This is a genomic window from Cupriavidus sp. USMAA2-4, assembly GCF_001854305.1.
Lineage (GTDB): Bacteria > Pseudomonadota > Gammaproteobacteria > Burkholderiales > Burkholderiaceae > Cupriavidus > Cupriavidus malaysiensis.
Genome location: NZ_CP017748.1, coordinates 451,838 through 477,447 on the forward strand (window position 1 = coordinate 451,838; position 25,610 = coordinate 477,447).

At 59.7% G+C, this 25,610-nt stretch carries 18 protein-coding genes and 3 pseudogenes; 17 read left to right on the forward strand and 4 right to left on the reverse strand.

Annotated elements, in window-relative coordinates:
- Positions 1-371 precede the first annotated feature (371 nt).
- The 3 genes and pseudogenes from BKK79_RS38705 to BKK79_RS38710 form a co-directional block, all read right to left on the reverse strand.
- The gene (locus tag BKK79_RS38705) at positions 372-5,375 is read right to left on the reverse strand and encodes an RHS repeat-associated core domain-containing protein (RefSeq protein WP_232346257.1); all 5,004 of its coding nucleotides are present in this window, start codon (positions 5,373-5,375) and stop codon (positions 372-374) included.
- Between the two features lie 54 nt (positions 5,376-5,429).
- Positions 5,430-5,843 (reverse strand): annotated as a pseudogene (locus BKK79_RS42250) (kelch repeat-containing protein); the annotation flags it as partial.
- A complete protein-coding gene (locus tag BKK79_RS38710; protein WP_232346258.1) occupies positions 5,843-8,209 on the reverse strand; it encodes an IPT/TIG domain-containing protein in 2,367 nt (788 codons plus the stop codon). The pseudogene BKK79_RS42250 and the gene BKK79_RS38710, both read right to left, overlap by 1 nt.
- A 653-nt stretch (positions 8,210-8,862) precedes the next feature.
- Between BKK79_RS38710 and BKK79_RS41925 the strand changes: the two genes are divergently transcribed.
- Genes BKK79_RS41925 through BKK79_RS38715 form a run of 4 tightly spaced genes read left to right on the forward strand, consistent with a single transcriptional unit; the run spans position 8,863 to position 11,781 of the window.
- Positions 8,863-9,477: a lytic transglycosylase domain-containing protein gene (locus BKK79_RS41925; protein WP_071036968.1), complete on the forward strand. Its 615-nt coding sequence runs from the start codon at positions 8,863-8,865 to the stop codon at positions 9,475-9,477.
- A gap of 1 nt (position 9,478) precedes the next feature.
- Positions 9,479-9,958 carry a type II secretion system major pseudopilin GspG gene (gene gspG, locus BKK79_RS02095; RefSeq protein ID WP_071036969.1) on the forward strand — a complete coding sequence of 160 codons (480 nt, stop codon included), beginning with the start codon at positions 9,479-9,481 and terminating at the stop codon, positions 9,956-9,958.
- A gap of 18 nt (positions 9,959-9,976) precedes the next feature.
- Positions 9,977-11,167: a type II secretion system F family protein gene (locus BKK79_RS02100; protein ID WP_071036970.1), complete on the forward strand. Its 1,191-nt coding sequence runs from the start codon at positions 9,977-9,979 to the stop codon at positions 11,165-11,167.
- Positions 11,164-11,781 (forward strand): hypothetical protein, encoded by a 618-nt coding sequence (locus BKK79_RS38715; protein WP_084084420.1) that lies wholly within the window; start codon positions 11,164-11,166, stop codon positions 11,779-11,781. The genes BKK79_RS02100 and BKK79_RS38715 overlap by 4 nt, the downstream gene beginning before the upstream one ends.
- Here the strand turns inward: BKK79_RS38715 and BKK79_RS38720 are convergent.
- Positions 11,770-12,581 (reverse strand): IS5 family transposase gene (locus BKK79_RS38720; RefSeq protein ID WP_198173305.1). Its coding sequence is split into 2 segments (ribosomal slippage): positions 11,770-12,233 and positions 12,233-12,581, totalling 813 coding nucleotides; the frame shifts between segments, so codons are not numbered across the junction. The two genes, BKK79_RS38715 and BKK79_RS38720, sit on opposite strands and share 12 nt — an antisense overlap.
- A 79-nt stretch (positions 12,582-12,660) precedes the next feature.
- Between BKK79_RS38720 and BKK79_RS02115 the strand changes: the two are divergent.
- The 13 genes and pseudogenes from BKK79_RS02115 to BKK79_RS02180 form a co-directional block, all read left to right on the forward strand.
- Positions 12,661-13,755, forward strand: a pseudogene (locus BKK79_RS02115) (GspE/PulE family protein); the annotation flags it as partial.
- The gene (locus BKK79_RS40140; protein WP_157128358.1) at positions 13,706-15,067 is read left to right on the forward strand and encodes a hypothetical protein; all 1,362 of its coding nucleotides are present in this window, start codon (positions 13,706-13,708) and stop codon (positions 15,065-15,067) included. The pseudogene BKK79_RS02115 and the gene BKK79_RS40140, both read left to right, overlap by 50 nt.
- Positions 15,064-15,417 (forward strand): hypothetical protein, encoded by a 354-nt coding sequence (locus BKK79_RS02125; protein ID WP_071036973.1) that lies wholly within the window; start codon positions 15,064-15,066, stop codon positions 15,415-15,417. Before BKK79_RS40140 ends, BKK79_RS02125 begins: the two co-directional genes overlap by 4 nt.
- 52 nt (positions 15,418-15,469) lie before the next feature.
- Positions 15,470-15,841, forward strand: a complete 372-nt coding sequence (gene tnpA / locus BKK79_RS02130; protein ID WP_004633552.1) for an IS66-like element accessory protein TnpA — start codon at positions 15,470-15,472, stop codon at positions 15,839-15,841.
- Positions 15,842-15,846: 5 nt separating this feature from the next.
- On the forward strand, positions 15,847-16,173 hold the full coding sequence (gene tnpB, locus BKK79_RS02135; protein ID WP_131807846.1) for an IS66 family insertion sequence element accessory protein TnpB: 327 nt from the start codon (positions 15,847-15,849) through the stop codon (positions 16,171-16,173).
- Between the two features lie 62 nt (positions 16,174-16,235).
- Positions 16,236-17,765: an IS66 family transposase gene (gene tnpC / locus BKK79_RS02140; RefSeq protein ID WP_009238807.1), complete on the forward strand. Its 1,530-nt coding sequence runs from the start codon at positions 16,236-16,238 to the stop codon at positions 17,763-17,765.
- A 21-nt stretch (positions 17,766-17,786) separates the two neighbouring features.
- Positions 17,787-18,077, forward strand: a complete 291-nt coding sequence (locus BKK79_RS02145; RefSeq protein WP_071036974.1) for a hypothetical protein — start codon at positions 17,787-17,789, stop codon at positions 18,075-18,077.
- A 585-nt stretch (positions 18,078-18,662) separates the two neighbouring features.
- Positions 18,663-19,849, forward strand: a protein-coding gene (locus tag BKK79_RS02155) for an IS3-like element ISRme13 family transposase (RefSeq protein ID WP_085960481.1) whose coding sequence is annotated in 2 segments (ribosomal slippage) — positions 18,663-18,918 and positions 18,918-19,849 — 1,188 coding nt in all. Because the reading frame shifts where the segments join, the coding sequence is not laid out codon by codon here.
- 145 nt (positions 19,850-19,994) lie between these two features.
- Positions 19,995-22,310, forward strand: coding sequence for a secretin and TonB N-terminal domain-containing protein (locus BKK79_RS02160; RefSeq protein WP_157128359.1), 2,316 nt, complete (start codon positions 19,995-19,997; stop codon positions 22,308-22,310).
- Positions 22,311-22,313: 3 nt separating this feature from the next.
- A complete protein-coding gene (locus BKK79_RS02165) occupies positions 22,314-22,814 on the forward strand; it encodes a type II secretion system protein (RefSeq protein WP_071036976.1) in 501 nt (166 codons plus the stop codon).
- An 8-nt stretch (positions 22,815-22,822) separates the two neighbouring features.
- Positions 22,823-23,224 carry a type II secretion system protein gene (locus BKK79_RS02170; protein WP_071036977.1) on the forward strand — a complete coding sequence of 134 codons (402 nt, stop codon included), beginning with the start codon at positions 22,823-22,825 and terminating at the stop codon, positions 23,222-23,224.
- Positions 23,225-23,948: 724 nt separating this feature from the next.
- Entirely contained in the window at positions 23,949-24,956 is a 1,008-nt protein-coding gene (locus tag BKK79_RS02175) for a cytochrome-c peroxidase (protein WP_198173306.1), read from the forward strand.
- A gap of 387 nt (positions 24,957-25,343) precedes the next feature.
- Positions 25,344-25,550 (forward strand): annotated as a pseudogene (locus tag BKK79_RS02180) (translesion DNA synthesis-associated protein ImuA); the annotation flags it as partial.
- Positions 25,551-25,610 lie beyond the last annotated feature (60 nt).

Genomic DNA, 25,610 nt, shown 5'->3' on the forward strand with positions numbered 1-25,610 from the left:
CCCAACTGTTGCACGTAAACGTAGCACGCCAGGCTGCGGTGGATTTATGCGACAACGCCCACCATGACACTAACTAAGAGTTTTTATTTCCGTATTCCTGATTGGTAGGCCAGCCACATTTTCTGCACTTTCTTGGAAAGAATTTAGGATAAACAAATGGCCCCCTGAACGCATAAAGATATGGTGTACCACACTTTGGACATGAGAACAGCATATTCCAGAAGCCAAACGTTATTAACGTTGCGAGCAGTACAATGACAAAGATCCCTCTCTTTGGCACCACAAGCTGGTACACACTAAAAACAATAATAAAAATAAATATCACCACTGCGATGTAGAATCTTTTCCTTGGCGACGACATCCCTGCTCCTTTAGTAGGCTCTTGTAGTACTCCACCCTGCGGAAGCGCCGAATGGCAACCCGGCAGCAAAGCCGCCTGTAACGCCGGTAACCCCTCCAAATCCACCCTCACCAAAGCTCACACCAATAAAGAAATCAAAAATTGTGACAGAATAATACCCAGAACTTCCATCAAATGTTTTTGTGCCATCCCCAAAAAATATCCCCCCTTGTATGCCGAGGCCCAGACCAACACCACCGCCGATAGATGTGGATGTATAGGCGCCTGCCTTCCCTTTCCCGCAATTAGCATCGGGGGAGTAATATCCGCCGGTCCATCCCTCGCCACCACCCCCGATATACATCCCGCCCCCGGCACCGAGGGACATTGTCCAACGACCAAGTGGATCAATCTTTGATGTTGGGCTGCCGTTTACATATGCATAGAGATTTAGTCCGCCCGCCAATTCAATGGGGTCCTCCGCGATGAACCGTCCGAATCCCGGGTGGTAATACCGCGCGCGGTAGTAGTACAGGCCGGCACCGTCATTCTCGCGACCGGTGTACTGGAACGCATTGCTGCTGACCTCTCCGCTGGCGGTGACCGCACCGTATGGCTCGTAGGCGTAGCTGGTCTTGATCGTGGCCGTGCCATCTGTCAGGGCCAGCGTACTGCCCAGTGCATCGGTGACGAAGCTCCGTGTGCCAGTGGTGTCGGTGCGGCTGAAGGTCTCATCCACACCGAGCCCGGTTAGCAGGTTTGCGCTCGGCGTGCCGCCGGCGAGCTCCTGCACCACGTTCACCCCATCGTAGGCAAAGCTTGTCGCGGAGCCGCCCACCGTCTTGCCGCTGCGCCGCCCCAGGCCATCGTAGTTGAAACTCGCCGTCGCGCCGCCACTGAGCGCGCTGAGTCGGTTGCGCGAATCCCAGCTGTAGGTCAGACCACCGTCGCTGGTCAGGTTGCCGTTGGCATCATAGGTGAGGCTGGCGCCGGCCCAGTTCGTCAGCCGGTTCGCTGCGTCGTACGTCGCGCTACTCATCGCCGCGGGTAGCACCATGCTGGCCAAGCTGCCGCCCATCTGGATGCGGCGCCCAGCCGCATCGTAGGCATAGGTCAGATCGCCCACCAGCGTCCCGCCGTTCGAGTAGGCGATGCCGGTAAGCTGGTCCCCGATGTCGTAGCTGTAGGCACCCACCACCCCGTTGGGCAGCGTCAGCGTGGTTCGTCGACCGGCTGCGTCATAGGTGAAGCCGACCTGGGCGCTGCCCTGCGTGATCCCCGTGAGCCGATTCGCGTTGTCATAGGCATAGCTGACAGCAGTCTGCCCGGCCACCGTCAAACTGGTGCGCCGGTCGGCCGTATCGTAGCCGTAGCTGACGCTGCCCTGCGGCGTAGTCTCACTGCTGAGCCGATCCAGCCCGTCGTAGCTGCGCGTGAGGGTCCCGCCAACGCTGTCGGCCAACTGTGTGAGCCGGTTGCCCGCATCGAAGGTGTAGCTGACGGTGGCGTCGGGAGAGGCAGGGTTGCCTCCCACCAGCGTCTGACCATAAGCGGCCGCGCTGCGCCGGTTCAGCCCATCGTACGTGAAGGTGGCGATCTTGCCGTTGCGATCGGTGAGCCGGGTCAGGTTGTCCGAGCCGTCGTAGCTGTAGCTCGAAACTTGCAGCAGCGGGTCGGTTTTGCTGGTGAGGCGATCCTTGGCATCGTAGCCGAAGCTGGTTTGGCCTCCCCGCGCGTCGGTCAGGCTGGTCAGGTTGCCGTTTGCGTCATAGGCCAGGTTGACCGTATTGCCCTGTGCATCGACGCGTCGCGTAGGCAGGCCGCGCCCGTTGTACTCGACCCGGGTCAGGTTGCCCATCGGATCCGCCACAGATAGCAGCCGGCCCACGCCGTCGGTGTAGCGGTTAACCGTACGCCCGAGCGGATCCGTGATCGCCGCTAGGTCGCCCTCCGTGTAACTGAACGTCGTGGCATGGCTCAGCGCATCCGTCGCGCTGACCACCTGCCCACGCGCACTGTAGCTGAAAGTGGACGTGTTGCCGAGTGCGTCCTTGGCCGACACCAGGTTGCCCGCACTGTCATAGGCAAACGTGCTGGTGTGCCCCAGGCCATCGGTGTACGAGGTGACCCGGTTGTATGTCGGTTCGTAGGTGTAAGCCTCGGAGACCGCCTGCGCAGTGCCGGCCAAGCGGGTGATGCTGGTGAGGTTGCCCGCAGCATCGTAGGTGTAGGCGGTCTTGCGCCCCAACGCATCAGTGACCGACAGCAGCAGGTTGGTGCCCGCCTGCCGCTCGAAAGTGGTGGCCTGCGCCTCCGGCTTGCCCAGCGCGTTGGTTGCGCTGGTGACGTAGCCGCTGCCGTTGAACGCCATCCGTCGCACGTTGCCGCGCGGGTCGGTCACATCGGTCTGGGTGGCGTTACCATTGGCATCGAGCGTGTAGGCAAACTGGTAGACACCGCCATCGGCCAGGGTCTGCTGGCTGACCCGGTTGTTGGCATCGTACTGGTTGGTCACCATCAACTGTCCACCCGGCTTCCTGACCGTGAGCAGGTTGTTCGCCGCGTCGTAGGTGTACTGCTCGACCCCGCCGTCCGGGTCGGTCACCTGCGCCAGGCGCCCTCCGGTATCGTACTGATAAGTCACGGACCGGCCGAGGTTGTCGGTTGCCTGCGTCACGCGGTTGGCACTATCGTAGCTCAGGTTGATGTAGCGCCCATCAGGATTGAGAATCTGCGTCAGGTTGGCATTGCTGTCCCGGGTCAGAGTTAGGCTATTTCCCAGCCGATCGTAGAATTCCCGCAGTGCGGCGCCGCGGCTGTTGGAGCAGCCAGGGCAGTCATAAAAGTACATGACCCGGCCGTCTCGCATCTTAAGCTTCCACTTGCCACCGACGTAGGTAATGACGGCACCGTAGTACTCCGTCGGGGTTGCCGAATGAGTGTAGACCGCGTCGGGATAACTGGTGCCCGGTGACGTCCGCACAAAGTGAATCCTCCCTCCGTCTGGCAGGATCAGATCCTGATAGGTATACGGATTCGTGTCCCCGATCGTGAAGATATCGTAAGGATGACTGGTGCCGATCCCGAAGGCGCGCGAGACGCTGTCCTGTTGACGATAGGTGCGAGTGATATGGATCGGCACCGTGCCCGCCACCGCTAGGTCCGTCCGGGTGTGCAGGAACAGGCCGGTATAGCAGTCCACCGGATCGCCGGCGCATCCGCTAGCCTTCTTTGAACCTCCAGATCCACCTCCCGAGCTCGGCGGTGATCCGGGCCCCGGCGGATCCCCGTCCGAACACCCAGGATCCGGATCGGGCCCCGGGGGCGCTGCGGGGGCCGGCGTCCCTCCGGTCCCTCCCGCACGTCCCCTCGGACACCCTCCCGGCGCCGGCCCCTTTGCCGGCGCATTGCTCGGCAACGAGACCATGGCCCCTGTCAGCTCATAGATCGCTACACCAGGGTTGGGAACGATCTGCTGGCCATCCGGATTGATCTTGCCCTGCCCATAGACGTACCAGCCCTTCTCCACTGGGTCGTAGTTCCAGAAATCCAGTACGCTACCAGGTGCGCCGTGGTGGTAATTCGGATAGATAACCCTTGCGCCCTGTGCGCTGGCAGCGTCGACCCCCTCGAGGTGAGCCCCGCCTGGCTGCAGCGTAAAGTACACCGGTACATAGCGTGTCGGCAGTGGAAAGGGTGATCTGTCCACTGGGATGGGAGTGATCGACAGTTCATTGATCACGTGGCCGCTGCGGTCGCGTAGCACCGTGCCCTTGGGGATATGAACCTCAAGCTGGGGAATGTATGGGGTGGTGATGACCACCTCACTGCTGGTCGGCGAGTCAAACTTGACGCGGTGTGCCGTATCAATCAATGGCATCCAACTGGTGTAAGGCAGCGCAGTCGTCTTTCCAGCCTCGATCGATACCAAGACCTCGAAGTAGCCATAGGTCTTGCCTGGCCGGTTCGCCGTGGTGCCATCAATGACCAGAGTCTTTGAGCCCGCGTTGACGCCCTGCAGTAGAAACCGCCCCGTAGTGTCCGTCCTCGTGGTTTGGCCATCGAGCCGGAGCGTGACCCCGACGGCCGCTGCGCCATTCATCAACAGCACCTGTCCAGCCAGTGCGGTGGCCCCCGCTGGAGCGGCAAGGGGCGGCATCTGCTGTAAGGGAGACGCCGAGCGCTTGATCCGCCAGTCCCCACGCAGATGCGTCGGCCCCGGAATCCAGGCTTCCTCGCCTTGCACTGCGGCGGCTTGAGCGGCGGCAGCTTGAGCCACTGCGGCTGTTACCGGGAGCGATTGAGTGGGGGCGGCCGTCGCACTGCTGGTGTCCGCCGCCAATCGCGTCGTTGCACTCGGTGCGCCAATCGCCGTACCGGCGGCCAACGCACGTCCTGTCGTCGGTGCCCCGGCGGCACTTGTGCTCGATAAACTGGCGGCTGTGAAGCCGATTGCAGTAAACGGCAGCGCAGCTCCTGACTCGTCGACGGCAGCATTAATGAATAAGGTATAGCGCGCTCCGGGCCGCAGGTCCGACTGCGGTGTAATGAACAAGAGCCGCCCTCCTTCCACCGGCACCACGTTGACGGCTACCGAACCCGTCGGCCCTAGCAGGGTCACGCTCTGGGCGTTCAAGCTGGTTACCGCCATCGCTTTTGAGAAACGAACGGAGAGCTTCGCGGTCACAGGGACGTCAACAGCATTCGCCGTGGGCACCGACTCCTGGACCTGAGGTGGCTGCAAATCAGAAGCCGCGCCGCTGCCTGTCATCGACGCGTCTTGCAAGTCGAACCGCTGCTGCTGAGGGAAGTAGAGCTCAGCAGCAGCAATGCTTTTCCCTGCGGTATCGACTCCACCCGACAGCAGGACGGGAGAGTCTGCCAAGATCCGAGCTGAATGCCCCGCACGTGGATAGACCATCTGGGCATGCATACCGAGTGGTTGGAGCCCAACCGGGTCCCATACGTCAGCAGGTGCGACCAGACCGCCCTGCTCCGACACTCCGCCGGCGATCAACACTGTACCGTCCATCATGACAGTTGCAGTATGCCCGGCCCGAGCAATGAGTCCGATGTCGCCAATTGCCTTGAATGACAGAGTTGACGGGTTCAGCAGTTCGGCACTTCGCACAATGTTTCCGTCTTGCGCGTATCCTCCGAACACTAGGACCTGCCCATCCGGGAGCAGCGTGGCACTGTGCCGACTGCGCGGCGTCAGCAAGCCTGACGGAAGCGGTGACGCCTTCTGCGTCGTTGCGTCAAAGAGTGTTGCCGTTGTGGCGGCCTTGCCCTCGCCACCCAGCAGTAGCCAACGGCCGTCCGGCATCAGGGTGGCACTCTGCCCTGGCGCGACAGCCGGCACCGCTGCTATGCCCGGCAACATCCACAAGCAAGATATCAATGCCAGCAGCAGAGTAAGCCATGCCCAACGTACCCCAAAGGCGCTCCCCGGCCTTCCCAGAGATGGGATGCACGCATTAGCCATCATTTCGCCCCCCAGCATCACGACGAGGAAGTGAGCGTGAATGTGAGACTTCCTGTCCCACTGCCATAGTGCAGCAATCGAATGGTGTAGCTACCGGTCGTCGGCAGCGTAAGGGGCCCAATTGAGGCACCACCGCACTGTAGTGCGGGCCCGTAGAGATTCGAGTTGTCGGGATTCACGACCGCTAGGTAGTAGCATCCCGACATCGAGCTCTGAGATGTCGTCAAACTGATCTTCTGGCCAGCCGTACCGCTAAAGGTAAGACTCCCGTTCTGTCCCGGTACCGCGGTGGTGAGCGTCACCGATGACCCTCCAATCGATATCGCACTCGAGGCATCCGGCGGTACGTTGTACAGATTGAAAGTGACGCTGCCTGTGGCCCCATAGTAATGCAGGAGCCGAACCGTATAAGTACCGGTCGCCGGCAGCGTCATCGGTTCCAAGAAGGCGCCACCGCACTGCAGTGCCGGTCCGTAGAGATTCGAGTTGTCGGGATTTACGACCGCAAGGTAATAGCATCCCGACATCGAGATCTGGGACGTCGTTAGACTAACCACCTGTCCGGCCGTACCACTGAAGGTGAGCCGTCCGTTCTGCCCCGGCAGCGTCGTGAGCGTCACCGACGATCCGCCAATCGATATCGCGCTTGATGCATCCGACGATACGTCGTACAGATTAAAGGTGACGCTGCCTGTCGCCCCATAGTAATGCAACAGCCGAATCGTAAAACTTCCTGTCGCCGGCAGCGTCATCGGTTCCAAAAAGGCACTACCGCACTGGATTGCCGGCCCGTAGAGATTCGAGTTGTCGGGATTCACGACTGCCAGGTAGTAGCATCCCGACATCGAGATCTGGGATGTCGTCAGACTGACCTTCTGGCCGGCTGTGCCGCTGAAAGTGAGACTCCCGTTCTGTCCGGGTGCCGTGGTAGTGAGCGTCACCGACGATCCACCTATCGAAATCGCGCTCGAGGCATCCGGCGGGACGTTGTACAGATTGAAAGTGACACCTCCCGTCGCGCCATAGTAATGCAGGAGCCGAATCGTATAGGTACCAGTCGCCGGCAGCGTCATCGGTTCCAAGAAGGCACTACCACACTGGATAGCCGGACCGTAGAGATTCGAGTTGTCGGGATTCACGACTGCCAGGTAGTAGCATCCCGACATCGAGATCTGGGATGTCGTCAGGCTGATCTTTTTGCCAACCGTGCCGCTGAAAGTGAGGCTCCCGTTCTGTCCTGGTACGGTGGTAGTGAGCGCGACGGAGGCACCGTCGACGGCAATCGTCCCGCTGACGTCGCTTACGTTGTATAGCGCCACGGAAACACTACCTGTGTCTGCGCCGGAAGGAGCAATCATAAGCGTGTACGTTCCCGTCGTTGGTAGCGTAACGGTGTCCAAGAATGCGCCGCTGCAGAGATTGACTCCCCCACCTGATGAGCCGTCGGGATTGAGCAGTTGGATTGATCCTGATCCACACGAACTGAAACTTGAACTGCTGATCATGAGGCTCATTCGTTGTCCAGAGGAGCCGTCAAACAACATCAATCCAATCTTGCCAGCGGTTCCTACCGTGACAGTTTGTGTCGCCCCAATCGCCGTGCGACCGGTAGAGACCACATCTGCTGTGATATGCGGCGGCGGCGGAATGAAGAAGTCTTGCGTACTGGTCGCCCTACCATAGGGCGTAGTAATGGTGACTCGCCCCGACATCGAACTAGCAGGCACTGCGGTCGATAGCGCGGTGGTGGTCGCGCCACTAACCACAGCGGCTCGCGTATTGAAGATCAGACTATTCTCATTGAGCGTCGGCTGGAAGTTCGTGCCGCTAACACTGACGGCCGTGCCAGCAATACCGATGGTGGGCGTGAATCCGCTGATTGTCGGCGCCGCGCCGGGAGAGATCGTGAATGAGCTTGAGCTCGTGACACTACCGTTTGGTGAAGCAACGGAGATCGGACCTGTCGTCGCGCCGACAGGTACCTGCACGACCAACTGGGTTGCCGAAGCAGACAGTACCGTCGCTGTCGTGCCGCTGAACTGGACGGTATTCTGGCTTGCGGTAGTCGAGAAGCCGGAACCCGAAATTGTCACCGAGGTACCCGCCACTCCGCCCTGAGGCGAGAATCCCAAGATGGTGACTGCGGAAACCCCCCGTGCTATCGATGTGATGTTTCCCGCGGCGTCATACGCGTACGTAGCGACGTTCCCCGATGAGTCACTGACACCCGTCAGACGCCCGAGATTGTCGTAGCCAAAGTTGAAGACAGCGGCCATCACTGGAGCGCTATTGCAAAGCGCTCCCGCGACAAGTACGAGCCCCAGGAAATCCGCGGCGATAATGCGTGCGAGCACGCGCACACCGCTCACAATCCGAGCGTACATGCGATTCTCCATAGGCGAGCAAAAACTCAGCTGCCTAACTAGGACGCTGCATCGATAGTCTGCGGAGGAAAAAGAAGCGAGTTAGCTCGCTACGACGGGCGTGAGGCCGCGCGAAGATATGGAGGACTTATTGTTCTTCTTCGAACTTGTCTCATGACCCACTCCCCTCTTCTCGTTCTTCTTGATCGCCTGGTGGCGAGAGTTGTCCGGGGAGCATAGCAGACGGAAATTCGCCATTCAAGAAAGTCGTTTCCCCAACCGTCCACATGCCCTCAATCCTTCGCCACGGAACGGAAACCCCTCCACGCGGAGTTTGCTATTCGGACCGACCTGTACTAACTATTGAAGCCTACTGGTCAAGCGATCGATCGACATGTCAGCGGCGGTCACACCGGACCGCGGCTCGCCGCCACAAGAAGTAGGACTGGGAGCAGGTCGGCGCACGCAAGATCATTCGGCTAGCGTGCCGTGATGTCCGTACAGCACGTCGATTTCTATCGCGAGAAGGCGATCCTCCTGAGGAGCCGCCAACATATCGCTGTGCTATCAAGACGATAGAGAGAGCTAGCAACGACTACTTTTAGACGCCAGTATCGTCGACAAGCCGTCATTTGAACGGTCCTCGACCTGCAGGTGTACGGGGAGGCCGGGTCATGTACGGCGGGTGTCGAATCTATTGCATTGCGGCTTGCACGCTCGTCATATCACACCCCTGCACGGCGGATATCTATGCGAGCTACTCAGCAGATGGAACGCCGCAGTACTCGACAAGTCCATTTCGGCGCTCTCAAGTCCCCATCCTGCGAGACCCTCACAGAGCACCGGATACTTCGGTCGACGTCCGCCGCAGTTCCCCTCCTCGGACGTACGTCGAGATCAGTTCGATCATTAGTGATACCTGCATCCGTCATGGCGTGGATCCTTCACTAGTGAAGGCAGTCATTGAAGTCGAGTCCGGATTTCGTGCGCGCAGCCTATCCCCGAAGGGCGCGATGGGCGTCATGCAATTGATGCCGGACACAGCGAGGCAATTCGGAGCAAGGGACCCTTTCGACCCCGCCCAGAATATTGATGCCGGCGTGCAGTACCTCAAGATGCTCCTCGCTCAACACAATGGAAATCTCGCGCTTGCTCTGTCCGCTTACAACGCTGGTGTTGGCGCGGTGCGCAGGAACGGAAAGCGCATTCCTCCTTATCAAGAAACAATGGACTTCGTACCGACCGTCCTTGCTCGATATGTCTGGTACCAGCAGCACGAAGGGAACTGATATGCCGAAGCGCAGCCTGCGTTCCGCACGAGAAAGCGGCCCAACCTACAGCGTCAAGATCCGGCTCTCGGGGTCCTGGATCATATCTGGATTTACGTTGCTTGAGCTTCTCGTTGTGGTCGTGATCATCGGGCTGCTTGCCTCGTATGTCGCACCGAGATACTTCGCACAGATCGGGAAATCGGAGGTAACTGTCGCACGCAGCCAGATCGAAGCGTTCGAGCGCGCGCTTGATAGCTTTCGACTCGATGTCGGCCGCTATCCCACAACAGAGGAGGGACTGGACGCCCTACTCCGTCGCCCTGCCAATGCGACGGCATGGAATGGTCCCTATCTCAAGAAGGAAGTTCCGCCAGACCCATGGGGTCACCCATACACCTATCGGGCGCCCGGAGCGAAGGGCGAGTTCGAAATCGTCTCGTTCGGCAAAGACGGCCAGCCAGGCGGCTCTGGCGAGAATGCCGACGTCACAAACCAGTGACCCATCGGGTGACCGGCGATGCGCTACGAAGTTCGAACCCTTACTGCCGCCAACGTGGTGACGACCATTGCAATTGACGCGCGTGATGAGGACGATGTACGTCGACAGTGCGCCGATCGAGCCCTGTCAGCAATCTCGATCCGAAACGCATCGGCCACGCGAGGAGTTCGACTTCTCCATGCAAAGCGATTCTCGCTACTATTGTTCAGCCAGGAATTGCTTGCACTGGTCAAGGCGGGTCTGAGCCTCTTCGAGGCAATTGAAGCGCTTCGCGAGAAAGAAGCAACGCCGGACGTGTGCTCGATCTTGGATCGACTGCTGACCGCGCTGCGCGAGGGCCGGCGATTCTCTGCGGCGCTCTCGGAGCAGCCCGAGCATTTCACACCTCTCTATATCGGCCTAATGCAAGCGGCGGAAGGTACCAGCGAGCTGCCTCACTCGCTAGGCCGATTCGTTGACTACCAAAGGCAGATTGATGGTATCCGCTCGAAAGTCATCAGCGCGTCAGTCTACCCATTGATCCTGATGGTAGTGGGAGTCTCGGTTACCTGCTTCCTGCTCGGTTACGTCGTTCCCAAGTTCTCCCTCGTCTACCACGATAGCGGCCGTGAGCTTCCTTGGCTTTCTAAGATGATGCTGGGGTGGGGACAGTATGCCGCCGATCACGCTCTGGAGGTGCTCTGCGGATTGCTAGTGCTCGTTGCCGGTATAGTCGGCGCCTTACGCCACCTGGTGCGCAAGGGTGGCGTCGCGGAAGTCGTGTCACGCTTACCCGCGCTAGGAAACCAAGCACGCATCTATGAGCTATCGCGCCTCTACATCACGCTTGGCATGTTGCTCGAGGGTGGTATTCCGGCGACCAGCGCCTTGGATACTGCAAGCGCTACTGTCTCGGCCTCCACTCGTAAGAGCCTCGCGTCCGCCGCGAGTCAGATTCGTGACGGACAGCCTCTTTCGTCCGCGTTCGCCGTCCATGGACTGACCACGACCATCTCCCTGCGCATGCTCCGGGTCGGCGAGCAATCTGGCCAGCTCGGCGCCATGCTGACACAGGCCGCGGAATTCTACGATCGCGACATCACCCGCTTCGTAGACCGGTTCACACGGGCCTTTGAACCGATTCTCATGGTGGCGATCGGAGCCGTCGTAGGAGTCATCGTCGTCTTGCTGTATATGCCGATCTTCGACTTGGCGGGGAGCATCCAATGAATAGGTCGCTTCCGGCCGAGGGAAACCAAGCGAGTGCCATCGACGCTGCGCGCGCGGCCGCCCGCGTGTCAGGCAGGCCAATCTCGAGCGAACTCGAGGTCATTGCCAATTTGACACCCTACGAGGCCTTGGAAAGGGTCGCTGCCGCGTTCGATATGCCCGTGCTGACCTCGCTAGACCTTGAGCAGTATTCGCCGGCCTTCGATCGTTTGCCACTTGTGCGCGCCATGCAACGCTGCGTGTTGCTCGTTAGGGACGGTAGTGGCGCATTACTGGGCGCTATCAGGGATCCTCTCGACCTGGATCTACAAACGTGGCTCGAGGCTCAAGCGGATCGGCCAGTTTGCCTTCATCTCGCGCTACAGGCCGATATTGAATCCTATCTGGCTCGACAGGAAGACTCGGTGCGCGCTGTTGACGAACTTGCCTCAACCACAAAACAGGGGCCGCGGTCCACTCGGACGGCCGAGGTTCTTTCGTATGCGGCGGTCAACGATACGTCAAGCCCTATAGTTAGAGTCGTCAGCTCGACGCTGTACGACGCGCTTCGAGCCGGCGCTTCCGACGTTCATTTGGAAAGCACCCCAACAGGCTTAGAAGGCCTAACAAAATGAATTCCTGAGATGACGCCAGCAGATGATGCAACAGGCGATTTTCAGGAAGGCTTCGTGGATGGTGGCGAGGCGCTCGAAGCGCACGCGCAATCTCTTGAAGTTGTGCAGCCAGGCAATCGTTCGTTCGACGACCCAACGGGTTTTGCCAAGACCACTGCCGTGCGGTTCACCACGACGGGCGATCTCGGTGGCGATGCCGGCGGCGTGAAGCGGCTTGCGATATTTGTCGTGGTCGTACCCACGATCACCCTGGACGATGCGGGGCTTGGACAATGGACGGCCGCGTTTGCCGCGGATAGGCGGAATCGCTTCGACCAGCGGCAGCAGTTGAGTGACGTCGTTGCGATTGGCGCCGGTCAGTATCAGCGCCAACGGTATGCCTTGGGCCTCTGTCAGGAGGTGATGCTTTGAACCGGGTCGCGCGCGATCGGTGGGGTTGGGTCCTGTTTTTGACCCGACCCCACAGCACGAATGGAAGAGGAATCGACGATGACACGTGACCAATCGATGCGGTCGGCCGCACGCAGCTTGGCCAACAGCACCTCGTGCAGGCGGTCCCAAACACCGGCCTCCTGCCAAGCGTGCAGTCGTCGCCAGCAACTCATTCCGGAGCCACAGCCCATTTCCTTGGGAAGCATCTCCCAAGGAATGCCGGACTGCAGGACGAAAAGGATGCCGGTGAGCACGGCCCGATCGTCTAGCGGCTTGCGCCCGGGATAGCGGGTGCGCCGAGCTTTCGGTGGCGGCAGTAGTGGCTCGATGAGTGCCCACAGGTCGTCGTCGAGTATGAGTTTGGCCATGTCCTTTGCGCTGACGAAACAACGCAAAGATTAACAAAGATCACTCGAAGTTAACAGCCCTGTAAATTCATTTTGTTAGGGCTTTTTAGATGTCAAGTACCGTATCGACGGCGTGCTGGACCACGCGACCTCTCTCGGAGGCGAGGAATTGGCCGAACAGGTCATCTCGAGACTGAAGGTACTGGCGGAGCTCGACATCGCCGAGCGCCGCATTCCCCAGGACGGCAGCTTTCGCGTTGAGTCTCGCGGTCGCGAGATTGACCTGCGGGTGTCGATCATGCCGAGCATTCACGGGGAAGATGCCGTCATTCGGATTCTTGATAAGCGCCGCATGATTGAAACGCATGGCGCGCTGACACTTGAAGCGCTGGGTTTTGACCAGAGTTCCTTGTTGCTGCTTCGTCGTCTAGCGGTTGAGCCGTACGGGATGCTGCTAGTCACTGGCCCGACGGGATCAGGAAAAACCACCACATTGTATGCAACCATCTCTGAGATTCACAATGGGCGAGACAAGATCATCACGATCGAGGACCCGGTCGAGTATCAGCTCCCTGGTGTGCTGCAGATCCCAGTCAATGACAAGAAGGGCCTCACGTTTGCCAAAGGCCTTCGGTCGATACTACGACATGATCCCGACAAAATCATGGTCGGCGAAATACGCGACCGAGAAACTGCGGAAATCGCAGTTCAGTCGGCGCTAACTGGTCACCTGGTCTTGACAACCTTGCATGCCAACAATGTGTTCGACGTCTTCGGGCGCTTCACACATATGGGGGTGGATCCCTATGCCTTTGTGTCAGCGCTCAATGGGGTCTGGGCGCAGCGATTGATCCGTATCATTTGCCCACACTGCGCTCAGCGTACGTCCCCGAGCGCCGAGACACTCGATGGCCTTGGGCTGCGTGCGGACGACCTTGAAGCGTACGCGCTTCGCTCCGGGCGCGGTTGTGAGGATTGCCGAGGCACGGGCTACCACGGGCGCAAGTCGATCGCAGAGATTCTAGTCCTGAATGACGAGTTGCGAGAACTCGTTGTTGCCAAGGCGCCCATCCGACAGATCAAAGAGGCTGCGCGTCAGACTGGAACCCGCAGTCTGAGGGAGGCAGCACTGACGTTGGCACGGCATGGAGAAACGACCCTCGAAGAGGTTAAGCGTGTCACCCTTCACGCGTAGAACGCTGTCGCTGGTCGTGAGTCCAACGGCGATCGAGCTCGTGCCCCCCTCCCGCCGGCGTGATGGCACAACCCAGCGCACGCAGCTCGCCCAAGTACAACCAGGTCCCTCGTCTGACGCGGTAGCCGCCGCATTCAACTCAATCTCCGAGGACGCCCTTCCCCGAGGATCCTCTCTTTCACTGACACTGGCTGGAACGTTCGCCCGACTATTCCTTGCCACACCGCCCCCCAATGCCACCAGGCTAGAGGACCTCCGAGCCTCTGCAACGCTCCGGTTCACAACGCTCTATGGTACGGCTCCAGATCGCTGGCGCATCGCCGCCGCGTGGAGCCTTTCCGCTCCCTTTCTCGCTGCTGCAGTCGCCGATGACTTGCTGGGTGCATTAGCCAAGTTCGCCTCCGAACGCCAGCTTGTGTTGCGCCGTGTAGCACCGAGCATAGTCGACCAATGGAATTTCGTCCGACGAACGGTGCGTGCTCCTGAAACGTGGATCGTTAGCAAGGAAGGAGCGCTGACGACTTTGCTTGTAGGTAGGAAGAATCAGATACAAGCGATTCGCCAGGTCAGGTGGGGAGAGGAAATATGGGAGTGCTCAAAAAGCCTGAGGGAGGCTATTGCACTGGAGGCCCTAAAACTCGATCGGTCGCCACCGGATCATGTCCATGGGGTCGGCGATATCCCAATCTGGATATCCGCGAACGCGGACTCTTATCTTGTTCTACAACAGGACAGTACGCCATCCCCGCTTCAACTGAACGGGCGCTCCCAAGCTCTTGACCTAAACCTGATTGAGCGCTCGACGGTGAGTGCGAAGCCGACCGCGGGATCGATGGTCCTGGGTATGGTTGCCACCGCAATCCTGGCGCTAGGCGTCTTTCAGTTCGAGCAGCTGGAGACCCAGAGGCGAGATCTGAGTCACCAACTTTCTGCGCTGCTACACCGCGTTGCTGCGAACCAAGCCTCGCATGTCGATCAGCCCAGCGCTGCCCTCAATGCCGATCAAGTGATATCGGTCAACCGCGCCATCCGTCAGCTCAACTTACCCTGGCATCGGTTGCTTTCCGAGTTTGAGGCATCGACACCCCAGGAGATTGCGCTTCTCTCAATAGAGCCGGACGCCAAGCACGCATCCGTAAGAGGGACCGCTGAAGCGCCAAACGCGATCGGTATGCTTGATTACCTGACGCAATTGAAGGGAGTTGGTCATTTCGGCACGGTGTTTCTCACCCGCCATGAGATGAACGAGCAAGACCCCATGCACCCTATCCGCTTCCAGTTCGAAGTAAGGTGGGACGAGGTGCCAGAATGAGACGATGTCTCCTCCACTTTCATGTCTGGCTGGCCCGGGTCGGCTGGGCGCTGCCGGCGATGCTCGTCAGTCTTGGCATCGCCTTCGTGCTGTTGGTTTGGGGAGCGACCTCGGAACGCCTGGCAATCGCCAAAGCCAAGGTGGAAATCCAGAAGACCAACGCTCAGCTTTCGCAACCGGCAAAGCCCCCGCTCTCCCCGCAGGCCACAGCCGTGCGCGATCTGTCGGCGTTCTATCGATCCCTTGGTCGCTATCCCTCTATAGAGGAGCCCGTTGGCACGCTGTTCAGAATGGCGTCCAGTGCGGGCCTGGTGCTGAAACAAGGTAAGCACCCGGTGAACCCGTCTTGAAGGGGACCCGCGTAGCAAGGAGCATCGTGTCCATCTAGTTCTAGGTGGACACGTGGACACTATCGAAGAGAGCGCGCCAATACGGCGCCGACGTCGGCATAGCGCCGAGTTCAAGGCCAAGGCAGTGCAGGAGTGCATGCAGCCGGGTGTTTCGATCGCGGCGATAGCCCTGCACCATCGCCTCAATGCGAATCTGCTGCGGCGCTGGGTCGCCGAGCAGGAAGCAAAGAATGGCGCGCCTGAGGACCGCGAGTTGATGAGGGTGCCGCAAGGCGAGTTCATCCCGTTGCGGATCGGCGAGCCGACCACTGCCGTGCCGGACATCCAGATCGAAGTCCGCCGTGGCGCGACGACGATCAGTCTTCGCTGGCCGGGATCGGCCGCAGCGCAGTGCGCCCAGTGGCTGCAAGGGTGGTTGCGTTGATTCGGGTGGACGCGATCTGGTTGGCCGTGGAGCCGCTGGACATGCGCGCCGGTACCGAAACGATCCTCGCGCGGGTCGTCAAGGTGTTCGGCGCGGCACGCCCCCACCACGCCTACCTGTTTGCCAATAAGAGTTCGACGCGCATGAAGGTGCTGGTCTACGACGGCTTCGGCATCTGGCTGGCCGCGCGGCGCCTCAACAAGGGGCGCTTCATCTGGACGAACGGCGACCAGGCGATCGCCACGGCGCTCAATCCCGAGCAATTGCGTGCGCTGGTGACGGGGCTGCCTTGGCAGACGCTCACCCACGACCACGCGATCACGGTCGTGTAATACCCCCAAAGCCGTAAACTGGCTTCCTTCCAGAGGACTTGGGGTTCTGGCAGACTCGCCGCATGAACCTACCCACCAACCTCGATGCCCTGAGCCCGGACGAACTGCGCACACTGGCTGCGCAGTTGATGGCCCAGGTCGGCGAGAAGGACCGGGAGTTGCGGTACCGGCAAGCCAAGATCGACCAGCTCACACACGAGCTGGCCATCCACAAGCGCTGGAAGTTCGGCAAGCGCAGCGAGCAACTGACATCTGAACAGGCGAGTCTGCTGGACGAAGCCATTGACGCAGACCTCGAGGCGATTGAGACCGAACTGGAAGCGCTCCTGCCGTCGTCCAAATCTGAAGCCAAGAGCAAGCCCAAGCGCCAGGCATTGCCGCCGCAGTTGCCGCGCACCGACATCCACCACGAGCCGGACGCAGAGACCTGCACCTGTGGGTGTGCGCTCAAGCGCATTGGCGAAGACATCAGCGAGAAGCTGGACTACACGCCGGGCACGTTCACCGTGGAGCGTCACATCCGCGGCAAATGGGTGTGCGATCAGTGTGAGACGCTGGTGCAGACGCCGGTGCCACCCCACGTCATCGACAAAGGCATCCCGACGGCCGGACTGCTGGCACATACGCTGGTGTCCAAGTTCGGCGACCACCTTCCCCTGTATCGGCAGGAGCGCATCTATGCGCGCGCCGGTCTGGCCATCCCGCAATCGACACTGGGCGCGTGGGTGGGCATCTGTGGCGTGCGTCTGCAACCGCTGGTGGACGCCCTGCAAGAAGAGGTTCTGAGCCACGGTGTTCTGCACGCCGACGAAACGCCAGTGCAGATGCTCGCGCCCGGCAATGGCAAGACGCACCGCGCCTACCTGTGGGCCTATGCGCCGAGCGAGTTCGAGAAGATGCGCGCGGTGATTTACCAGTTTGCGCCCAGCCGCAGCGGCGAGCACGCTCGCGCGTTCCTGGGGCAGTGGCAAGGCAAGCTGGTATGTGATGACTTCGCCGGCTACAAGGCCAGCTTCGACGGTGGCGTCACTGAGATCGGTTGCATGGCCCATTCGCGGCGCAAGTTCTTTGAACTGCACGACAAGCACAAGAGCGAATTGGCGGGCCAGGCACTGCGCTACATGGTGAGCTTGTACGAGATCGAGGCGCAAGTGCGGGATGCTGAGCCAGACCAGCGCCTGGCAGCGCGGCAACAAAGGGCTGGCCCGATTCTAGAGCGGCTGCACGCCTGGCTCGAGGAACAGCGACGCCGCGTCCCAGACGGCTCGGCGATCGCGCGGGCCATTGACTACAGCCTCAAGCGGTGGCCGGCTCTCGTGCGTTACCTCGACGACCCGACGGTGCCCATCGACAACAACCACGTCGAGCGACAGATCCGGCCGGTTGCCCTGGGTCGCTCCAATTGGTTGTTTGCAGGCTCACTGCGCGCCGGTCAACGCGCGGCTGCCGTCATGAGCCTGATCCAATCGGCCAAGCTCAACGGGCACGATCCCTACGCCTATCTGAAAGACGTCCTCACGCGACTGCCGACCCACAAGGCGGCCGACATCGCCGAACTGCTCCCGCATCGCTGGACGCCCAGCGCCACCTAGCTGGCAAGACGGGTTCACCGGGTGCTTACGAAACAAGGGGAGTACGCCGTTACCTATGAGCGTAGTGGTCGCTACTATACCTACCATGTCGCACTGCCAGTCCATGGATCTTATCGCAGCATTCGCCAGTTTTGCGAAGGCACGCTGAGCGCGATTCCCTATGCCTCACTGGACGCGATTCAGTTCAAGCGGGGCGCCATCAGCGACGTCACGATCGACGCCAAGCTGCAGTTCACGTTCTATCTCAGCGATGCGCCATCTGCAGGTCCCGCCCCAGCGTCGCCGGCGGCCGGGTCCAAGGAGACGACGTGACACGACGCCTCATCATTCTCATTGGAGGTCTAATTTTTACTACTGGACTCGTAGTGTTCGGAGACCAGACTCCTGTCAGTGCCGTGGTCGAATCGGCGTCGCGCGGACCGAAGCGCGTGGGATCAAACACTTCCCGCTCCGACGTATCCAATAGCTCATCAACCGCTCACCTGGTCCCACCTGCCCCCTCACCAGGTTCCGCCCAGCATCGGCCATCATCCGAAGTACTAGTCCTACAGATTGCTCCACGCGAGAAGGCAGACGCTTCGGCAGCCGAAGGCGCGCCTGGATCGCTCTTCATCAGTCAAACGTGGGTTCCTCCCCCTCCTCCACCGCCCCCGCCGGAAAAGCCGACGGCACCTCCTTTGCCCTTTAGCTTTCTGGGAAAGCAGCAGGAGCGTGGCGTCTGGACGGTGTTTCTGAATCGAGATGGGAACACCTTCGTCGTCAAGGAGGGCGACCTAGTTGAAGCCGATTATCAGGTGGTAGCCATCACCCCTCCGACCATGACGTTCCGGTATGTGTGAGCTTGCCCCCGCAAAACGAATCCCTTGCTGAGGTTAAACTGAAGCAAGGAGAGATGTGATGACAAGCAAGACAAAGCGGGCGCAGTACACGCTGGAATTCAAGCTGGAAGCGGTACGGCTGGTGAAGAGCGGGCAGAGCATGGCAGTGGTTAGCGCGACCCTGGGCATCAGAGCGCAGACGCTGCATAACTGGGTCAAGGCGGAGCGGGAAGGCAAGCTGACTGGTGCGGGTATGAAGCCGGTCAGCCCGGAGCAGATGGAGCTGGCCCGGCTTCGGGCGGAGGTGGCGCGCTTGAAGATGGAGCGCGATATTTTAAAAAAAGCCGCAGCATACTTTGCGAAGGAGTCGGTGTGAGGTATGCGTTCATCGAGCGAAACCGACGTTACTGGCCGGTCTCGGTCCTGTGTGAGCTGTTAGGGGTCAGCCCCAGCGGCTATCACCAGCGCAAGCAACGCACAGTAAGCACCGACAGGCCAGATAGAGGCCGACTCAGTGACGATGCCTTGTTGGCCCACATCAAGGCGATTCACGCCGGGGTCAAGGGGGAGTACGGCTGGCCGCGCATGTGGAAGGAACTGCTGGCGCGTGGGGTGCGGGTGGGCAAGGAGCGTGTTCGCAAGCTGATGGCGCTGCACGGCATCCGTGCCCGCCACAAGCGCAAGTACATCGCGACAACCAACTCGAACCACGATTTGCCGGTGGCCCCCAATCTGCTGCAACGCGACTTTAGCCCAGCAGCACCCAATCAAGTCTGGACGAGCGACATAACCTATGTGGCGACCGCCGAAGGCTGGCTCTACCTGGTGGTCATCATCGACCTGTTCAGCCGGCAGGTGGTTGGCTGGTCGATGCAACCACACATGAAGGCCGAATTGGTCACGGACGCGCTGCGCATGGCCTGGTTCCGGCGCCGCCCGGAAGCCGGTGTGATTGTGCACACCGACCGGGGAAGCCAGTATTGCAGCCATCTGTTTCAAGACGCCCTGAAGGCGTATGGCATGCGCTCGTCAATGAGCCGCAGGGGCGATTGCTGGGACAACGCGCCGACTGAGAGTCTGTGGGGGTCGTTGAAGGTCGCTCGCCTGCACGGTCGCCAGTTCGCTACCCGCCGCGCCGCAATGGACGAGGTAATTGACTGGCTTGGCTTTTATAATGCCAGCCGACTCCACTCGACGCTGGGCTACGTCAGCCCCATGACGTTCGAGAAAAACTGGTCCGCAGCTCAGCAACACCGGGCTGCCTAATTCCCTCGGTTATGGGATTCGTGGAACAGGGGCAAGGTCAGTGCCCTTGAATGAAGCTCAATCATTGACGATCGAATAGCTACAGGCGGATCCAATGCGCTGGCGAACACTCTCCTGTCTTGCGTGGATACCCTGCGGCATACTCATGGCCTGTTCGACCGTGGATCCCGCTCAAGTGGATGCGCGACGGCTATATCGCGAAGGCAAAATCGAAGAGAGCCTCACTCGCTTGAAGGGGGCGCTCGCAGACAAGCCAACGAACCCCGAGCTGCGTGTGATGTATCTGACGTATCGGGAGCAGGCCATCGTGACATGGCTCAATCATGGCACCGCCGCTAGGGAGAACGGGGATCCACGCACTGCTACAAGCTACTATCGACGCGTACTCTCCGTTGATCCGGAGAATACCGTGGCAAGAAGCGGCATAAGGGCGCTAGAGCGAGCCGAGAAGCACGCTCGGTTGCTGCAGGATGCGGAGGCCTTCATTCGGAAGCAAGACGAAGAGGGAGCCCGTTCCGCCCTGCGAACGGTGTTGTCCGAGGATCCGGGTAACGCTGTCGCGCTACGCCTCTGGAGCGGACTGGAGGACAAGGCGACGAAGAACTCCGCGGATCCGCAACTCTCAGCATCCTTGAAAAGACCCCTCTCAATTGACTTCAAGGATGCACCGCTCAAACAAGTGTTCGAAGTGTTTTCGCGTACGAGCGGCATCAATTTCGTCTTTGACCGGGACGTCAAGGGCGATCAAAAGACGACTGTCTTCCTGAGAGGGACAACCGTCAAGGATGCCATGGAGGTCGTTCTTCTGACCAACCAGCTGGAGCGTAGGGTTCTCGACGGAAACACGCTTCTGATCTATCCGAACACGCCCGCCAAGACGAAGGACTATCAGCCACTCGCCGTCCGCTCCTTCTTCCTGGCAAACGCGGACGCCGAGCAGGTCGCTGGAACCTTGAAGGCCTTGCTGCGATCGCGCGATGTCGTCGTCGACAAGAAACAGAACATGGTCCTCATGCGAGACACGTCGGAGGCGATTCGGGCGGCAGAGAAGATCGTCGCGCTTCATGATCTTCCGGAACCAGAGGTCATGTTGGAAGTGGAGATCCTAGAGGTCAATCGCACGAGACTGACCGAACTTGGCATTAAGTTCCCTGAGCAACTATCGCTGGTTCCGTTGCCGGCTACCTCTGGAGGCAGCGTTACCCTCAGCGATATCCTGCACCTGACACCACAGGGGGTTAGCGCAACGCTTTCGCCCACGAACGTCAATGCCCGCGGCGTTGATGGCGATATCAATCTCCTCGCGAATCCGAGGATCCGCGCCCGGAACAGAGAGACCGCCAAAATCCTCATCGGTGATCGCGTTCCGAACATCACTACCACTTCGACGGCAACGGGATTCGTCGCTCAGAGTGTTCAGTATCTGGATGTCGGACTCAAGCTCGAGGTCACTCCTGTGATATCGATTGACAATGAGATCGCCATCAAAGTCGCGCTAGAGGTCAGCAGCATCTCCAACCAAGTAACAACCTCATCAGGGACGCTGGCGTACCAAATTGGCACGCGCACGGCATCCACCGTGCTGCGACTGAAGGATGGGGAAAATCAGGTGCTGGCAGGCCTAATCAATGATGAAGACAGGCGTACGACAAACAAGCTGCCTGGATTCGGCGACATTCCCCTAGTTGGGAAGCTGTTCTCGAGCAGCCTGAGCCAGACAGCAAAGAACGAGATCGTGCTCTCGATCACGCCGCGCCTGGTTCGAAGTATGCCGCGCCCCGATCTGACAAAGATGGAGTTCGCCGCTGGCACGGAATCAAGTCTTCGCGGTCTTTCCTCGCGAGGTACGAATGAGGCCCCCATAAGTGGTGGAGGCCTGCCATCCTCAACGGCCACGTTGGCGGTGGCGACATCGAACGAGAATGAAAAGGTCAAAGGTCAGCCACAGCAAGGGTTGCCCAGGGCGGCTTCAGGTGCCCTTCCAGTAGCACTTGCCGACGGGGGAACAAGCGCCAACGGTGATACTGGCGCTGGTGTGATGCGGTGGCAGGCGCCGTCAAGTGTCAAGGTCGGCGAGAGCTTCTCCGCGCAGCTATGGATGCAACCGGCACAGCCGCTCACGAGCGTTCCATATGTGCTCTCGTTTGATCCGAAGTCCTTACAGATCCTATCCGTCGCTGAGGGAGATCTCATGAAGCAAGCAGGCGGTGCCTCGGTTTTCAACCAACGCGTGGATCAGAAGGCCGGGCAAGTGCTCGTTACCAACACACGCAGCCAAGGGAGCCAAGGAGACGACTCTGGTGCGTCGGGACCAGGTGTTCTGGTCACGCTTTCGCTGCGGGCCTTGACACCAACAGATGACACTCAACTGCAGTTGATCACGATCGCTCCCGTTGGTCTGAACGGAGCCACCGTGAGTATCACTCCGCCTCCACCGCAGGCGATCAAGATTGACCCGTAGATTATGGCTTTCCGCACCCTGCGTTCGGCATCCAGGATTCAGCCCGGCTTTACGCTGGTCGAGCTGCTGATTACGCTGGCTATCATGGGCCTCCTTGCCACGATAGTGGTCCCGCTCGCGGAGGTGACGGTACAGCGCCAGCGAGAGCAGGACCTTCGACGCGCGCTGCGAGAGATTCGGACCGCGATTGACGCTTACAAGCATGCCGCGGATGAAGGCAGAATCCGTCGATCGATCGACAGTTCTGGTTACCCCCCGTCACTCAATGCGCTGGTCGATGGTGTAGACGATCTGAAAGACCCGAAGAAGGCGAAGATGTACTTTCTACGGAGAATCCCACGCGATCCGATGGCCCGGGACATCCAGGTCTCTGATGCGGAAGCATGGGGACTCCGCTGCTACGCTAGCGACGCGTCAGAGCCGCAGGCGGGCGACGATGTCTATGATGTTTACTCCAAGTCTGAGGGGAAAGGTCTGAATGGCATTCCCTATCGGCGCTGGTAGATCACAGCATGTCACCGCGAAAATTGCGTCGTTCGCAGTCGCCCTGTAGAGGCTTCACGCTCATTGAGCTGCTGGTGGTACTGGCAATCGTGGCGCTTCTCCTTACGCTCTCCTTGCCTAGGTACTTTCAGAGCATCGACAAATCCAAGGAGACCATTCTTCGGGAGAATCTTCGCATCACAAGAGAGACTATCGATAAGTACTTCGATGACCGAGGGCGGTATCCAGACAGTCTGCAAGAACTGGTGGATCGTCACTATCTTCGCGCTCTGCCGATGGATCCGATAACGCAGAGCAACACGACGTGGGTCATCGTGCCACCCGAGGATCCGGGGAAAGGTGGTGTGTTCTCCATCAAGAGCCCCGCGATAGGTCAGGCGCAGGACGGTACACCTTATGCGGACTTCTAGGTCCAATGTGCCGAAGCAGGTCGGCTTTACCTATTTCGGTGCCTTGATACTGATTGCGATCCTAGGTGTAACGACTGCGGCCGCGCTGGTCCTCGGGTCTATCGTGCAGCGGCGGTTGAATGAAGAGGAATTGCTCTTTGTTGGTCGACAGTATCGTGCTGCAATAGAGAGCTACTACCGGGCAACGCCAGCCGGCTTTCCAAGGTACCCGGTCTTGCTTCAGGATCTCCTTCGAGATCCGCGGTATCCGAGCGTGATCCGCCATCTGAGGCGGCTATACGCAGACCCTTTGACTGGCAAGGTGGATTGGGTGCTGATACAGGCGCCAGAGGGCGGCATTATGGGAGTACATAGTGCATCAACCAGCGTTCCCATCAAGATCGAGAACTTCCCTCAGCCCTTTCAGATTTTCGAAGGGAAGGAGTCATATGCCGACTGGGAGTTCTTCTATTCTGTGGGGCCTGGCCCGGCCTCCATCCCATTGCCCGCGGATTCCCGAGGCCAAGGTCAGTAGCGGTCGTCATCCAGGCGACAACTATCGAAGCTCTCAACGTACTAGCGCAGTGCACCATGTCTGCGCAGTCGGAGGACGGTGATGGCTTATCTTAGTCGTTCCCCTGCCCAAGACTGCCTTCAACTAGAAGGCAAGTCTCGACACAGATCGAGGGCGGTTGCTGCCCTAGTGGTCGCTCTAGCTTGTCGCGCCGTGAATCCAGCAGTCTTCGTGGCCGCGCAGGACGGCGCCCTGCTTGGCTTGCCGGCTGTTCAGGTCCCCACTGACAACCCGACAACGAGAGAGAAGATTGATCTCGGGAAGAAGGTGTTTTTCGATAAGAGACTGAGCGCCGACGGCACTGTCAGCTGTGCAAGTTGTCACCAGCCCGATCTGGCGTTCTCCGATGGCATGGCCAGGTCGAGAGGAATCGGGGGGCGACTGGGTACTCGTAACGCTCCGACACTCCTGAATGCCGCGCTGATGACGACCCTGTTTTGGGATGGCAGAAGGACCAGCTTGGAGGAGCAGGTGTTGGATCCCTTCGTGAATCCGGCAGAACAGGGACTCACGGACTTAGCCCAACTACTGTCAGTAATTAAGGCCGACGACGCGTACCAAGAGCTTTTCGACTCAACATTCGGTACGCGATCGCCATCTGTCACCGCGCGGAACGTCGCGAACGCGCTCGCGACCTATGTGCGAAGCCTCGCCAGAGGCAATTCACCGTTCGATCGCTTCTATTTTGCCGGTGACCAAACCGCCTTGGCACCGCCCGCTCAGCGCGGGTTCAAGCTATTCATGGGGCGCGCGCAGTGCGTGACATGTCACGAAGTCGGGGCGACGGCAGCCACCTTCACGGATCAGAAGTTCCATAGCCTACACATTGGAATGGACCAAATTGAGGGACGACTCCCAGAGCTATCGATGCGCGCTGTTGCCGCCAAGAGCGGCAATCCCCGTCCCGATGCGACGGTCCTCAGCGAGGAAGACATCTCGGAACTCGGGCGCTTCTTCATAACGCTCAATCCGGCCGAGATTGGACAGTTCCGTACGCCGAGCCTACGCAACGTCGCATTGACTGCCCCCTACATGCACGATGGCAGTGTCGGTTCGTTGCAGCAAGCTGTGGAGCAAGAGGTCTACTACCGGTCGGCACAGACCATGAGGCCGATTATTCTGACCCCCGATGAGAAGATGGACCTAATTGAGTTTCTTAAAAGTCTCTCGGGGTCCTGATGGCTGGGACGGCGAACTGCGACGGCTTGGCAACTTCGCTCGATGTTGGACGATGCAACATGATCCGCGCCGCACGCCGCACTATAGGCACAAACGTCGTGAACGACGCAGCACTCCATGCGCGTTAGCCAGGAGGCCAGGGGATCCGCCGAGGATGACCCGCAGCGGTCCGGCGTGGCTGCTCCGCCTCGCCATGCCGCACGCCATTTCCTGCAGAAGCCCCGCTGAGACGCCCCTAGCGATTTCGTGATCCTGCGCTAGAATACTGTATATTTATACAGTATAAAGTGAGCGTGTCGCATGAGTCGCACCGTCCCCGCTTCTCCCTGTCAGATACGCGCCCCCGATGAACGGGCTCGGTCCATTGAGGCGTTACTCGACGGAACTATGCATTCCGACTTGGGGGGAAGAACACTTTGGCTCGCCTCGCAACTGGCGCGGGCAGCCGGCCGCACCGTGCCCACCGGCTACGCCGCGTTGGCCGGCGAGTTGCCGGGCGGGGGCTGGCCGACGGGCACGCTGGTGGAATTGCTGGTGCGCCAAGCGGGCGTGGGTGAGTTGCGCCTGCTGCGCCCAGCGCTGGCCAGCCTAGCTCCAATACTGTTCAGATAGTATTTTTAAAGCCATAATCCTCATCCATCGAAGCTTCAATGG

Excerpts from the sequence above, each read along its gene's own strand:
- tnpC (WP_009238807.1), top strand. The coding sequence starts at position 16,236 with ATGAACCTACCCACCAACCTCGATGCCCTGAGCCCGGACGAACTGCGC.
- BKK79_RS02170 (WP_071036977.1), top strand. The coding sequence starts at position 22,823 with ATGTCACCGCGAAAATTGCGTCGTTCGCAGTCGCCCTGTAGAGGCTTC.
- BKK79_RS02125 (WP_071036973.1), top strand. The coding sequence starts at position 15,064 with ATGAGACGATGTCTCCTCCACTTTCATGTCTGGCTGGCCCGGGTCGGC.
- BKK79_RS02160 (WP_157128359.1), top strand. The coding sequence starts at position 19,995 with ATGGCCTGTTCGACCGTGGATCCCGCTCAAGTGGATGCGCGACGGCTA.
- BKK79_RS38715 (WP_084084420.1), top strand. The coding sequence starts at position 11,164 with ATGAATAGGTCGCTTCCGGCCGAGGGAAACCAAGCGAGTGCCATCGAC.
- gspG (WP_071036969.1), top strand. The coding sequence starts at position 9,479 with ATGCCGAAGCGCAGCCTGCGTTCCGCACGAGAAAGCGGCCCAACCTAC.
- BKK79_RS38710 (WP_232346258.1), bottom strand. The coding sequence starts at position 8,209 with ATGTACGCTCGGATTGTGAGCGGTGTGCGCGTGCTCGCACGCATTATC.
- BKK79_RS41925 (WP_071036968.1), top strand. The coding sequence starts at position 8,863 with ATGTACGGCGGGTGTCGAATCTATTGCATTGCGGCTTGCACGCTCGTC.
- BKK79_RS38705 (WP_232346257.1), bottom strand. The coding sequence starts at position 5,375 with ATGATGGACGGTACAGTGTTGATCGCCGGCGGAGTGTCGGAGCAGGGC.
- BKK79_RS40140 (WP_157128358.1), top strand. The coding sequence starts at position 13,706 with ATGGAGAAACGACCCTCGAAGAGGTTAAGCGTGTCACCCTTCACGCGT.
- BKK79_RS02165 (WP_071036976.1), top strand. The coding sequence starts at position 22,314 with ATGGCTTTCCGCACCCTGCGTTCGGCATCCAGGATTCAGCCCGGCTTT.
- BKK79_RS02100 (WP_071036970.1), top strand. The coding sequence starts at position 9,977 with ATGCGCTACGAAGTTCGAACCCTTACTGCCGCCAACGTGGTGACGACC.